Here is a 13,423-nt window from a genome sequence, read left to right on the forward strand (position 1 = left end):
TATTTTTTAAATTAAATTTTTTAATGGATTTAAAAATTATTATTATATAATATGTTGAATTAAATATATTATTTAGAAAATATTTAGGAGTATTGTATGTCTTTACAAAAAGTTGGTGTAATAGGAATGGCAGTAATGGGAAAAAATTTAGCTTTGAATATAGAAAGTAAAGGATATACTGTTTCTATTTTTAATAGATCAAAGAGTAAAACAAAAGAAGTGATTTTACATAATGAAAATAAAAATCTTGTGCCGTTTTTTACAGTTCAAGATTTTGTATTATCTTTAAAAAAACCTAGAATTATTTTATTAATGGTTCAATCAGGAACTGCAACAGATTTAACTATTCAATCTATTATTCCTTATTTAGATCCAGAAGATATTTTAATTGACGGCGGTAATAGTTTTTATAAAGATACTATGCAACGTAGTTCTTTATTATTTAAAAAAAAAATACATTTTTTTGGTATAGGTATATCTGGTGGTGAAGAAGGTGCATTAAAAGGTCCAGCAATTATGCCAGGTGGTAATAAATTAATTTATAAGAGAATATCTTCTTTATTGAAAAATATTGCAGCTAAAACAGAAAATAATGAATCATGCGTAAATTATATTGGTTCAGATGGTTCTGGTCATTATGTAAAAATGGTACATAATGGAATTGAATATGGAGATATGCAGTTAATTTCTGAGTCTTATTTTATTTTAAAAAACTCTTTAAATTTAAATAATAAGCAACTTGCTAAAATTTTTTCTAATTGGAATAAAGGCGAATTAAAAAGTTATTTAATTGAAATTACTAGAAATATTTTTTTAAAAAAAAATTCTTCTGGAAAATATTTAATAGATGTTATATTAGATAAAGCTAATAATAAAGGTACAGGAAAATGGACTAGTCAAAGTGCATTAAATTTAGGTGAACCTTTATCTTTAATTACACAATCTGTTTTTTTTAGATATTTATCTTCTTTTAAAAATCAAAGATTACAAGCTTCTAAAATTCTTTATGGTCCGAAATTTTATAAAGATATTTTAAATAAAAAAGATTTTATTGAAAAAATTCGACGTTCTTTATATTTAGGAAAAATTATTTCTTATGCTCAGGGATTTTCTCAATTAAAAAAAGCTTCAAAAGTGTATAATTGGAATTTAAATTATTCTAAAATTGCAAAAATTTTTCGTGCAGGTTGTATAATTAGAGCAGATTTTTTAAAAGAAATTATTTATGCATATAAAAAAAATAAAGATTTAGAAAATTTATTATTAGCTCCGTATTTTACAAAAATTTCTAAAGAATATCAAAATTCTTTAAGAAAAATTGTGTCTTATTCTGTAATGAATGGTATACCAATTCCAGCATTTTCTGCAGCAATTTCTTATTATGATTCTTATAGATCTCCTATCTTACCAGCAAATTTATTACAAGCGCAAAGAGATTATTTTGGAGCTCATACTTATTCTAGAATTGATAAAAAAGGTACTTTTCACACTAATTGGATAGATAAAAAATAAATTTATGTATACAATTTAAATTTAATTTAATATACATCAATTATTTTAAACAAAATTGTTTTTAACAGTAATTTTTTATATCTTATTGCATATTTTTAAAAATTTTTATTATATTATGTTATTTATTATGTAACCTTCTTAGAAAAATTTCATTATAATTTATCTAAGAAGGTTTTTAATTAATTGTTTTTTATTTTTTTTTTAATTTCATTAAATTGTATAATATTATTTAAAATATCAATCATACTTTGAGTAAAAGCTTGTATTATATCTTGTGATGTATTTTTTCCATAAAATATTTCATTTTTATATTTAGCTATTATATATACTTTTTCCCAAATTTTTTTATTTTTTTTTATAGATTTAATTTTGAATTTTTTTAGTAAAAAGTTGATTTTAGTAATTTTTTGTAAGGATTTATATATTCCATTAACAATTCCATTTTTTGTATGAATTTTAGCTTTATGAATTATATTATTATAAAATAATTGAATACAAATGTTTATTTGATTTAAAGATTGAGAAGAAAAAGAAATATTTTTTAAAATAATATGTAGATTTTTTTTAGAATAATTTTTAATAAAAGCTAGCATTTGTAAATCATAATCAAAAATTTGACCTTTTCTATCAGCTAATTTTAGAAATTTTTTATACAGTGTTTTTAAATTATAATCTTTTTCTGTATATCCCATTTCTTGCATTCTATTTTTTACTGCAGCTCTACCAGAGCGAGATGTTAAATTAAATTTAATGTTTTTTAATCCAATATCTTTTGGAGACATAATTTCATAATTTTTTCTATTTTTTATGATTCCATCTTGATGAATACCAGAAGAGTGAGAAAATGCGTTTGAACCAATAATAGCTTTGTTAATAGGAATAGAAATATTACATATTTTACTAATAATTTTACTGGTTTTATAAATTTTGTGATGTTTTATATTAGTAAAAAAATTTAACATTTTTTTTCTTGTTTTAATAGCCATAATTACTTCTTCTAATGCTGTATTTCCTGCTCTTTCACCTATTCCAGTTATTGTACCTTCGATTTGACGTGCTCCAGATTGAATAGCACAAATAGAATTACCTACTGCCATTCCTAAATCGTTATGACAATGTACTGATATTATTGCTTGGTCAATATTAGGAACGCGTATAAATAGTTCGGAAATGATTTTACTAAATTCATTTGGAATAGTATATCCTACTGTATCTGGAATATTAATTGTTTTGACACCGTTTTTTATAAGTGTTTCTACAATTGCACATAAGTTATCTATAGATGTTCTTCCAGCATCTTCACATGAAAATTCTATATCATCAGTATATTTTTTAGCATATTTAATAGATCTTATAGCCATATCTTTAATTTCTTGAAAATTTTTTTTTAATTTTGATTCTATATGTAGTTTAGATGTTCCTAAAAACAAATGAATTCTGAAATTTTTTAGTTGAGACATGGCTTGTGCAGCAATTTCTATATCTTTATCGATACATCTAGCTAAACTACATATTGTACTATTTTTTATTTTTTTACATATTTCTTGTACAGATTTAAAATCTCCTGGTGAAGATATAGGAAATCCAGCTTCTATAATATCGATATGCATATCTTCTAGAGCTAATGCAATTTCAATTTTTTCTTGAGTATTTAAACTAGATTGAAGCGCTTGTTCCCCATCACGTAAAGTAGTATCAAAAATAATAATTTTTTCTTTCATTTTTTTCTTATATAAAATGTTATATTTATTTATTAAATATATAAAATCTTAAAGTGTAAGAACAATAATTTTTTAATATACTTTTATATTTATATATTAGAATTTTTAATTTTATATTTAAATTAAGAATATAATTTTCTATTTTTTAAATATTTAGGTTGATTTTTTTTTTCATAATTTATAATATTTTTAATATATTTAAATGTTAAATCAATATTATCTAATCCATATAATAATTTTGAACGATAGTTTGGATTAATTTCGAATATATATTCTATTTTTTTTATAATAATTTTTTTTTTTATAAGATTTACTGTACATTTAGTTTTTTTATTTTTTTTAAGAATTAAAATTATTTTTTGAATTTTTTTTTCAGGTAATTTAATTAATAATAAATTATTATTTACTGAATTATTATAAAAAATATCTGAAAATTTAGATGAAATAATTACTTTAAAACCATAATCTAACAAAGCCCATACTGCATGTTCTCTAGATGATCCGCATCCGAAGTTTTTTCCTGTAATTAAAATACTAGATTTTTTATATATTTCATTATTTAATATAAATTTTTTATTAATTTTTTTTTCTTTATTATCTAAAAATTTCCAATTGTAAAAAAGATTTTTTCCAAATCCAATTTTTGTAGTTTTTTTTAAAAATTGTTTAGGTATTATAATGTCTGTATCAATATTAATAATATTTATAGGAACAATTGTTCCAGTATGTATAGTAAATTTTTTCATAGAATATTATTCTCACGATAAATTTTTCTAACGTCTATAAAAAATCCAAATATTGCAGCTGCAGCAGCCATAGAAGGACTCATTAAATGTGTTCTTCCTCCTCTTCCTTGTCTACCTTCAAAATTTCTATTACTAGTAGATGCGCATCTTTCTTTATAATTTAATCTATCTTTATTCATACCTAAACACATTGAGCATCCTGGATTTCTCCATTCAAAACCAGCCTTGATAAAAATTTTATTTAATCCTTCTTTTTCTGCTTGTATTTTAATTGGATTTGATCCTGGAACTATAATAGCTTTTACATTTGAATGTACTTTTTTGTTTACAACAATTTTAGCTACTTCTCTTAAATCTTCAATTCGAGAATTAGTGCATGATCCTATAAATACTGTATTGATAGGTATTTTTTTTAGATAAGAATTTTCTTTGATTCCCATATATTTAAAAGATTTTTTAGCAGTTTTTTTACTACTTTTATCGAAAAAATCATTTATTTTTGGTGTTTTTTCATCAATTGAAATTATTTGATCTAAATTTGTACCCCATGTAATTTGCGGAGCTATAGAAGAAATATCTATATAAAAAATTTTATCAAAATGAGCTTTTTTATCAGATTTTAATGTATTCCAATATTTTATAGATTGATTCCAATTTATTCCTTTAGGTGAGAATTTTTTATTTTTTAAATAATTAAAAGTAATATTATCAGGCTCTATTAATCCAGATTTTGCTCCCATTTCAATGGCCATATTACAAACTGTCATTCTTTCTTCCATAGTAAAATTTTTAATAACTTCACCACAAAATTCAATTACATAACCTGATCCTCCTGATGATCCAATTTTTTTAATAATATATAAAATGATGTCTTTTGCCATAATTCCAGGTTTTCGTATACCATTTACTTCAATTTTCATGTTTTTAAATTGATTTTGTTGTATTGTTTGTGTGGCTAGTACGTGTTCTACTTCTGATGTTCCAATACCAAAAGATAAAGCTCCAAAAGCTCCATTAGTAGATGTATGTGAATCTCCACATACTACTGTCATTCCAGGTAATATCATACCTTGTTCAGGAGCGATTACATGAACAATGCCTTGGTTTTTATGTAATATATCATATAATGGTATATTTTCATTTTTACAATTTTTTATGAGTTGCTTCATTTGTATTTCTGCTGTTTTTCCAGAAGCTGAGATATTTTTTTTTACAGTAGAAACATTATGATCCATTGTAGCAAAAGTTTTATCAGGTCTACGTACTTTTCTATTTTTTATTTTTAATTCATAAAATGCTTGTGGAGATGTGACTTCATGAATTAAGTGTAGATCAATATATATAATAGATTCTTTTTTATTTGTTTGAATCAAATGAGAATCATATATTTTTTGATAAAGAGTTTTTCTCATATTTATAGTTCCTCAATAAATGATTTAACAATTTCGTTACCCATTTTTTCTGTTGTAACAAAATTTTTATTGTGAGAAATATCATGTGTTCTGAATCCTTTTAATAAAGTTTTATGTACTGCAATGTTAATTAAATTTGAAATATGACTTATTTTTAAACTATGTTTAATTAACATAGATAAAGATAAAATTTGTGCAATAGGATTAGCAATATTTTTTCCTTGAATATCTGGAGCAGCTCCTCCTGCTGGTTCATATAATCCAAAATCTTTTGTATTAATACTTGCAGAAGGTAGCATTCCAATAGAACCAGTTAAAATTCCACATTCATCTGAGATTACATCTCCAATTAAATTTGGACACAGAATAACATCGAATTGATTTGGATTCTTAATTATTTGCATAATAGCATTATCAAAATATAAATGAGATAAATGTACTTTAGGATATTTTTTAGAAATTTCGTTAACAGTTTTTCTCCATAATTTTGAAGTATATAAAACGTTTGCTTTATCTATGGAAGTGACTTTACATTTTCTATTTAGAGCTTCTTGGAAAGCTATTTCTGCAATTCTTTGAATTTCATATTTATGATAAATAGAGGTATCTATAGCGTAATGCATATTTTTTTTATTAATTTCTTCAGAAGGCTTTCCAAAATAAATACCTCCAGTAAGTTCTCTAACACATAAAATATCAAATCCATTTTTTATATTATTTTTTTTTAATGGAGATAAATAATTTAATTTTTTATATAACGTAGAAGGTCTTAAATTTGCAAATAAATTAAAGTATTTTCTAATAGGTAATAAAGATGCAATTTCTGGTCTTTTTTGTGGAGGTAATGTGTCCCATTTTGGTCCCCCTACAGAACCTAATAATATAGCATTAGATTTTTTACATCCTATTAAAGTTTTTTTAGGTAAAGCAGTTCCATATTTATCAATAGCAACTCCTCCTATATCATATTCTGAAGTTTTTATATTAATTAGTAATTTTTTTTGAATAATTTCAATAATTTTATAGGTTTCTTGCATAACTTCTGGTCCAATACCATCTCCTGGTAATATTGCTATTTTGTATTTTTTATACATATTTTTTTTCTATATAGTTTAGTGTATGATATTAATATTATTATTTAAATATGATTGATCGTATCATATATATAAATAGTTTCAAACTTTTGAAATATAACTTTTAAAAAATAATTTTATATAAAATTATTTTTTAAATAAAAGAAAATTACTTTGAATATTTTTTTTTTTGAAAATTTTAAAATAAACATTTCAATTTTATATAAAATTTTTTAATATTAAAAATATTTTTACGATATAATCGTTTCTAATAAAAATTTTTTTTAACTAAAGTGTTTTATTTAAAAAAGTAGGTTATATGAGATTATGTGATGAAGATATTAAAAAATGGATTTTTAAAAAAAAATTAATTATTACTCCTATTCCTAATATGAAAAAAATTCATGGAGCTACTATTGATATACGTTTAAGTAATAAATTTAGAATTTTTAAAAAATCTTATAATTCTATTATAGATTTAAAAAAATCTTCTAAAAATATTAAATATGTTTTAGAACAAAATATTAGTGATGAAATTTGTATTGCTAATAATAAATCTTTTATTTTAAAACCAAGAAATTTTGTATTAGCATTAACAATAGAAAAAATTTCAATGCCAAATGATTTAATTGGATGGTTAGATGGCCGTTCTTCTTTGGCTAGATTAGGATTAATGATTCATATGACTTCTCATAGAATTGATCCAGGATGGAATGGAAAAATTGTTTTAGAATTGTTTAATGCAGGAAACTTTATTTTAGCTTTAACTCCAGGGATGTTTATTGCAGCTTTAAGTTTTGAAGTGTTATCTGGTATATGTAGTAAACCTTATAATTATAACAATAGATCTAAATATTTTAATCAAGAAAATATTATTTCTAGTTTAATATATAAAGAATAAAATTAAAGTTATGAATATAAATAAATATTATTTCGAAATTACTTATATAATATTTTTTTTAAAAATACATTAATTTTTGTAGACATATATGGAATAATAGATATTATGATTAATAAAAATAAAAAAATTCTTGTTACTTGTGCGTTACCATATGCTAATGGTCCTATACATATAGGGCATTTATTAGAACATATTCAAGCGGATATTTGGGTTAGATATCATAGAATGAAAGGAAAAGTTGTTTTTTTTATTTGTGCTGATGATTCTCATGGTACTGCTATTATGTTAAAATCTAAATTAATGAATATTTGTCCAGAAGATTTGATAAAAATTATTTTTAAAAAACATTTAAAAGACTTATCAAATTTTAATATTTCTTATGATAATTATTCGCATACTCATAGTAAAGAAAATTTATATTTTTCACAAAAAATATTTTTAATATTAAAAAATAAAGGATATATTAAAGAAAAAAATATTTTTCAATTATATGATCCTATAGAAAATATTTTTTTACCTGATCGATTAGTAAAAGGTCAGTGTCCTAAATGTTTTGTGATTAATCAATATGGTGATCATTGTGAAAACTGTGGATCTGTATATAATGCTCAAGATTTAATTAATCCAAAATCACAGATATCTGGAGTTACTCCTATTTTAAAAGATTCAGTACATTTGTTTTTAAATCTTCCTCATTTTGAAAAAAAATTAAAATTATGGATTAATTCTGGAATTTTAGATATAAATATTAAAAATAAAATAAAAGAATGGTTTAAAAAAGGTTTAAAATTATGGGATATATCTAGAGATGCACCTTATTTTGGTTTTAATATTCCAGGTTATATAAATAAATATTTTTATGTATGGTTAGATGCACCAATATGTTATATTAGTACATTTAAAAAACTTTGTATTAAAAATAAAAGAATTAATTTTAAAGAATTTTGGAAAAATTCTAAAACTACTGATTTATATCATTTTATAGGTAAGGATATAATTTATTTCCATAGTATATTTTGGCCAGCTATTTTAGAAGGAATTAATTTTAGAAAACCAACAAAAATTTTTGTACATGGATATGTTACTTTTAATAAAGAAAAGATGTCTAAATCAAAAAATAAATTAATTAAAGCAAGTACATGGTTAAAATTTTTTGATTCTGATAGTTTAAGATATTATTATGCATCTAAATCTTCATCTTCTGTTAAAGATATTGAATTTAATTTAAAAGAATTTATAAATCGAATAAATTCAGATATAGTAAATAAAATTGTGAATCTTGCTTCTAGATGTTCTAGTTTTATAAATAATGATTTTAATGGTTTATTAGGTAATAAATTATTAGATTTAGATTTATATAGTTTGTTTTTACAAAAGAATAAAAAAATTTATAAATTATTTAAATATAGAAAATATTCTTCTATTATATATATTATTGTTAGATATGCAGAAAAATCAAATTATTATATAAATAACGAGAAACCTTGGAATTTATTTAAGAATGATAAATATAATATAAAAATACAATTAATTTGTACTATGGGAATCAATTTATTTCGTTTTTTAATAACTTGGTTAAAACCTATTATGCCTGATTTAAGCAGCCGCGTTGAAAAATTTTTAAATATTAAACTTTCTTGGGAAAGTTTAAGTACTCCTTTGTTAAATCATAAAATTTCTAAGTTTAATCATTTATATCATCGATTAAATCATGTTTCTTCTAAAATTTTTGTATAAATTTTTTCATCTTTTTTTTTTATTATTCCAAATAATAGATATTTTTTTACAATGTATGTTATATTTTTCTTGTATTGAGAATAATCCAATTGCAGAAATAAATTTGTTATCATAGAATAAAAGTGGTATTTTTTTTCTTTTCCAAGGAAGTATTTTAAATTTATTAAATAATTCTTTAATTGTTGTATATTTTTTTATATTTTGATTTATTTTAATTTTTTGATTAGTATGAAATCTAATATTTACTAGTTGTTTTTTTTTTGGTGCTTGAATATTTAAAATACTTTTTTTATTTTCTATATTTTTTGTTTTTAAATATCCATTTTTTTTTGGTAAAAATATTTTTTTTTGTATATTATGCCAAAATATAATATATTTTCGTATGTCATAAGTTTTTTTTATCCAAAATAACTTATTTTTATAATTCCAGATTTCATGTTTTTTTTTAAATTGTATTTTTGGTATTTTTTTTTTTTTATTATGAACAATGTTTTTTAAAATAGATTTTAAAAATTTTAATGCAGGCATTTTCATTTTTTGAAGATGAATCCATTTTCTGATAATAAAATATTGAATATCTATATCCATTTTTTTAATATTTTTAATATTTAAAATTTTTTTTTTAATTAAATTTTTTTTAAAAATAGGTTGAATAAATTTATTTAATAATTTATGTTCTGCAGAAATTAATTTTGTAGTTCTTAAACAAGTTTGTGGAAAATATTTCCATCTTTGAGTTATTTGAGGAATTATTATCTTTCGAAGAAAATTTCTTTCATATGAGGTATCTTTATTACTTTGATCTTCAATCCATTTTATTTTTTTATATTTAGCCCATATTTTTATTTGTTTTCTAGAAAAATTTAGTAATGGTCTAATTAAGTAATTATTAAAAAATTTTTTTTTATAAGCAATTCCAGATAATCCTTTCGGTCCGCTTCCTCTTTTAATAGCTAATAATAATGTTTCACATTGATCATTTAAGTTATGACCAGTTAATAATATTTCTTTTGGATGTAAATTTTCTTTAAAAATTTTATAGCGTTTATTTCTAGCTTGAGATTCTATATTTTTTTTTTTAACATTTAAAAAAATTTTTTTATATATAAATGGAATATTATTTATTTTACAAATTTTTTTACAATGTAATCTCCATTTTTTAGATTCTGAATAAATTTGATGATCAATATGAATAGCACGAATATGAATTTTATATTTTTTTTTTATTTCTATTAATTGATATAATAAAACAGTGGAATCTACACCGCCACTGTAACCTAATAGAAATTTTTTATATTTTATTATTTTTTTTTGAATTGTAATCACAAGAATAATTATATGAATTTATTTGAAAAAATTATTTATATTTTTAAAATTTATACGTTCGAGTGGACTTGAACCACTGACCACTACTATGTCATAGTAGTGCTCTAACCATCTGAGCTACGAACGTTTGTATAATTTTTAAATTTTTTTTTAAATTTATATTTTTATTTTAAAGATAAATTTTTTATTTGTAAATAAAAAAATTTATTTTTTATTAATTTATAAAAATTAAAAATTTTTTGAAATATATGTTAAGGAGAATAAAATGTTTACAGGTATTGTTCAAGGAATTGCAACTTTTTTATATATAAAAAAAATAAATTCTATGTATTATGAATATTGTATTAAAATACCAGATATTTTATTAAAAAATATAAAAATTGGAATTTCTATTTCAAATAATGGATGTTGTTTAACAGTAGTAAAAATTTTTAAAAATATTGTATTATTTCATTTGATTCAAGAAACTTTTAATATAGCTAATTTTAAATTTTTAAAAAAAGGAGATAAAATTAATATCGAAAGAGCAGCTAAATTTGGTGATGAAATTGGGGGACATATAGTGTCTGGTCATATTATTACGACTGCTCAAATCATGAATATTTTAAAAAAGAAAAACACTTGCACTTTTATTTTAAAATTAAAAAAAAATGTATTTATGAAATATATTTTTTATAAAGGATTTATTTGTTTAGATGGTGTTAGTTTAACTGTTAGTAAAATTTTAGATAATAATTTTTATGTACATATTATTCCGGAAACATTATTAAGTACAAATTTTTCTTATAAAAAAATCAATTCTTTTTTAAATATTGAAATTGATACTTTATCACAAACTATTGTAGATACTTGTATAAAATTTTTTAAAAAATAATTTTATGATTATTAATAAAATTTTTTAAAATATTTTAAATATATATATCTCAAAAAAATTTTAAAAAAACTTTAATGTATCAGATTTTATTTAATACATTTTTAAATTAATAAAATATTTATATTTTCAAAAGAGATCATATAATTTTATGAAAAAAAAAAAAAGGATTTTGATTTTATCATTATTAAAAAATAAATATAAATTAAATCGTAATACAGAACTAATTTTTTCTACTGCTTTTGAATGTTTAATAGCTGTAATGTTATCAGCACAAACAAGAGATATAACTGTAAATAGAATTACCAAAGTTCTTTTTTCTATTGCAAATAATCCTAAAAAAATAATTTCTTTAGGAGAAAAAAATTTAATAAATTTAATTAAAAATATTGGTCTTTATAAAAATAAAACTAAAAATTTAATTCAAACTTGTAAAATTTTATTAAAAAAATATAATGGTATAGTTCCAAATAATAGAGAGAGTTTAGAAAGTCTTCCTGGAGTAGGACGAAAAACTTCTAATGTAATATTAAATATTATTTTTAACAAAAAAAAAATAGCTGTAGATACACATGTATTTAGAGTGTGTAATCGTACTGGATTTGCTGTAGGAAAAAATCCTCGATTAGTCGAACGTATTTTATTAAAAGTAGTTCCAAATTATTATAAATTATATGTGCATAATTGGTTTTTATTACATGGTAAAAATTTTTGTAAAGCAAGAAAAATGCATTGTAAAATATGTTTTTTAAATAATTTATGTGAATTTAATAAAAAATTATAATTGTTATATATATTTATTCTTTAGGAAATATTTATGTTAAAAAAAAATTTTTTTTATGAATTAAAGAATCGTGGATTAATAGCGCAAATTACTAATTATAATAAAGTTTCAGATATTCTTATAAATAAAAAGATTACTGTGTATTGTGGTTTTGATCCTACAGCTGATAGTTTACATGTAGGACATATTCTTCCTTTATTATATTTAAAGAGATTCCAATTAGCAGGACATACTCCAATTATTATTATTGGTGGAGCGACTAGTTTAGTAGGAGATCCAAGTTTTAGATCTAAAGAACGTGAATTATTAGATTCTTCTAAAAAACATTTTAAATGGATTAAAAAAATTGAAAATCAAATTTATAAATTTTTAGATTTTTCTAATATTTCAAATAAAGCAATAATTTTAAATAATTATAATTGGTTTAAAAAAATTAATATTCTTTCTTTTTTAAGAAATATCGGTAAATATTTTTCTATTACTCAAATGATTAATAAAGAATCTGTAAAACAAAGAATTACTAGAGCAGATCAAGGAATTTCTTTTACTGAATTTTCTTATAGTTTATTACAAGCTTACGATTTTTATTTTTTATATAAAAAATATAATGTTTGTTTACAAATTGGTGGATCTGATCAATGGGGGAATATTACTTCTGGAATTAATTTAATTCATTCTTTGACAAAATCTGAAGCTTTTGGTTTAACATTTCCTTTATTAATAAAATCTGATGGTGTGAAATTTGGAAAAACTGGTTTAAAAACTATTTGGTTAGATCCAAAAAAAACTACACCTTATGAATTTTATCAATTTTGGATTAATATTACAGATCAAGAAGTATATAATTATTTAAAATACTTTACTTTTATTAATTTAAAAAAAATAGATGAAATAAAAAATTTAGAAAACAATCAAATTAAATGTATTAAATTTAAGGAAAAATTAGCTAAAGATATGACAATTTTAGTACATGGAAAAAATAAATATATGTCTGTAAAGAAAATTTCTACTATATTTTTTTCATATACTATAAATAATTTAACTGAAGAGAATTTAAAAAATTTTAAAGATGATGGTGCACCATGTATTACTATAAAAAATTTACGATATTCCATACAAGAAATATTATTATTATCTAATTTAGCTAATTCAAAGCAACAAGCAAGAAATTTAATTTCTTCAAACGCTATTTCCATAAATTATAAAAAAATGAATATTTTAAATTACTTTCTTTTAGATTCAGATAAATTGTTTAATAAATATACTCTAATTACTAAAGGAAAAAAAAAGTTTTGTTTAATAATATGGAAATAAATATATTTAATTTATATTTTTTATAT

The 13,423-nt window shown here is 20.8% G+C and carries 11 protein-coding genes and 1 tRNA gene; 6 read left to right on the top strand and 6 right to left on the bottom strand.

The window, feature by feature from the left end:
- The first annotated feature begins 96 nt into the window (after window positions 1–96).
- Window positions 97–1,512 carry an NADP-dependent phosphogluconate dehydrogenase gene (gene gndA / locus AB4W58_RS00410; RefSeq protein WP_367674125.1) on the top strand — a complete coding sequence of 472 codons (1,416 nt, stop codon included), beginning with the start codon at window positions 97–99 and terminating at the stop codon, window positions 1,510–1,512.
- 179 nt (window positions 1,513–1,691) lie between these two features.
- Here gndA and leuA read toward each other — a convergent pair whose 3' ends face one another.
- The 4 genes from leuA to leuB all read right to left on the bottom strand — a co-directional run bounded on the left by leuA (window position 1,692) and on the right by leuB (window position 6,485).
- Window positions 1,692–3,233, bottom strand: coding sequence for a 2-isopropylmalate synthase (leuA, locus tag AB4W58_RS00415; RefSeq protein WP_367674126.1), 1,542 nt, complete (start codon window positions 3,231–3,233; stop codon window positions 1,692–1,694).
- A 122-nt stretch (window positions 3,234–3,355) separates the two neighbouring features.
- Window positions 3,356–3,979, bottom strand: a complete 624-nt coding sequence (gene leuD, locus AB4W58_RS00420) for a 3-isopropylmalate dehydratase small subunit (RefSeq protein ID WP_367674127.1) — start codon at window positions 3,977–3,979, stop codon at window positions 3,356–3,358.
- A complete protein-coding gene (gene leuC, locus AB4W58_RS00425; RefSeq protein ID WP_367674128.1) occupies window positions 3,976–5,391 on the bottom strand; it encodes a 3-isopropylmalate dehydratase large subunit in 1,416 nt (471 codons plus the stop codon). Before leuC ends, leuD begins: the two co-directional genes overlap by 4 nt.
- A gap of 2 nt (window positions 5,392–5,393) precedes the next feature.
- Window positions 5,394–6,485, bottom strand: a complete 1,092-nt coding sequence (gene leuB / locus AB4W58_RS00430; protein WP_367674129.1) for a 3-isopropylmalate dehydrogenase — start codon at window positions 6,483–6,485, stop codon at window positions 5,394–5,396.
- Between the two features lie 298 nt (window positions 6,486–6,783).
- Here leuB and dcd point away from each other — a divergent pair, with 298 nt between their 5' ends.
- Window positions 6,784–7,365, top strand: a complete 582-nt coding sequence (dcd, locus tag AB4W58_RS00435) for a dCTP deaminase (RefSeq protein WP_367674130.1) — start codon at window positions 6,784–6,786, stop codon at window positions 7,363–7,365.
- Between the two features lie 105 nt (window positions 7,366–7,470).
- Window positions 7,471–9,102 (top strand): methionine--tRNA ligase, encoded by a 1,632-nt coding sequence (metG, locus tag AB4W58_RS00440; protein ID WP_367674131.1) that lies wholly within the window; start codon window positions 7,471–7,473, stop codon window positions 9,100–9,102.
- Window positions 9,103–9,108: 6 nt separating this feature from the next.
- On the opposite strand, the gene tilS is transcribed toward metG, so the two are convergent.
- Together tilS and AB4W58_RS00450 are read right to left on the bottom strand one after the other, a co-directional pair.
- Window positions 9,109–10,428, bottom strand: coding sequence for a tRNA lysidine(34) synthetase TilS (gene tilS, locus AB4W58_RS00445; protein ID WP_367674132.1), 1,320 nt, complete (start codon window positions 10,426–10,428; stop codon window positions 9,109–9,111).
- A 53-nt stretch (window positions 10,429–10,481) separates the two neighbouring features.
- Window positions 10,482–10,555, bottom strand: a tRNA-Val gene (locus tag AB4W58_RS00450).
- 138 nt (window positions 10,556–10,693) lie between these two features.
- Between AB4W58_RS00450 and AB4W58_RS00455 the strand changes: the two genes are divergently transcribed.
- The 3 genes from AB4W58_RS00455 to tyrS all read left to right on the top strand — a co-directional run bounded on the left by AB4W58_RS00455 (window position 10,694) and on the right by tyrS (window position 13,397).
- Complete coding sequence (locus tag AB4W58_RS00455) at window positions 10,694–11,302, top strand: riboflavin synthase subunit alpha (RefSeq protein ID WP_367674133.1); 609 nt, start codon at window positions 10,694–10,696, stop codon at window positions 11,300–11,302.
- Window positions 11,303–11,450: 148 nt separating this feature from the next.
- Window positions 11,451–12,083 carry an endonuclease III gene (nth, locus tag AB4W58_RS00460; protein ID WP_367674134.1) on the top strand — a complete coding sequence of 211 codons (633 nt, stop codon included), beginning with the start codon at window positions 11,451–11,453 and terminating at the stop codon, window positions 12,081–12,083.
- Window positions 12,084–12,116: 33 nt separating this feature from the next.
- Window positions 12,117–13,397 carry a tyrosine--tRNA ligase gene (gene tyrS, locus AB4W58_RS00465; RefSeq protein WP_367674135.1) on the top strand — a complete coding sequence of 427 codons (1,281 nt, stop codon included), beginning with the start codon at window positions 12,117–12,119 and terminating at the stop codon, window positions 13,395–13,397.
- Window positions 13,398–13,423 lie beyond the last annotated feature (26 nt).

It is taken from the genome of Buchnera aphidicola (Chaitophorus sp. 3695), from assembly GCF_964058985.1.
GTDB classification, from domain to species: Bacteria; Pseudomonadota; Gammaproteobacteria; order Enterobacterales; family Enterobacteriaceae; genus Buchnera_J; species Buchnera_J aphidicola_BQ.

Excerpts from the sequence above, each read along its gene's own strand:
- AB4W58_RS00455 (WP_367674133.1), top strand. The coding sequence starts at position 10,694 with ATGTTTACAGGTATTGTTCAAGGAATTGCAACTTTTTTATATATAAAA.
- leuD (WP_367674127.1), bottom strand. The coding sequence starts at position 3,979 with ATGAAAAAATTTACTATACATACTGGAACAATTGTTCCTATAAATATT.
- nth (WP_367674134.1), top strand. The coding sequence starts at position 11,451 with ATGAAAAAAAAAAAAAGGATTTTGATTTTATCATTATTAAAAAATAAA.
- dcd (WP_367674130.1), top strand. The coding sequence starts at position 6,784 with ATGAGATTATGTGATGAAGATATTAAAAAATGGATTTTTAAAAAAAAA.
- metG (WP_367674131.1), top strand. The coding sequence starts at position 7,471 with ATGATTAATAAAAATAAAAAAATTCTTGTTACTTGTGCGTTACCATAT.
- tyrS (WP_367674135.1), top strand. The coding sequence starts at position 12,117 with ATGTTAAAAAAAAATTTTTTTTATGAATTAAAGAATCGTGGATTAATA.
- leuB (WP_367674129.1), bottom strand. The coding sequence starts at position 6,485 with ATGTATAAAAAATACAAAATAGCAATATTACCAGGAGATGGTATTGGA.
- gndA (WP_367674125.1), top strand. The coding sequence starts at position 97 with ATGTCTTTACAAAAAGTTGGTGTAATAGGAATGGCAGTAATGGGAAAA.
- leuA (WP_367674126.1), bottom strand. The coding sequence starts at position 3,233 with ATGAAAGAAAAAATTATTATTTTTGATACTACTTTACGTGATGGGGAA.
- leuC (WP_367674128.1), bottom strand. The coding sequence starts at position 5,391 with ATGAGAAAAACTCTTTATCAAAAAATATATGATTCTCATTTGATTCAA.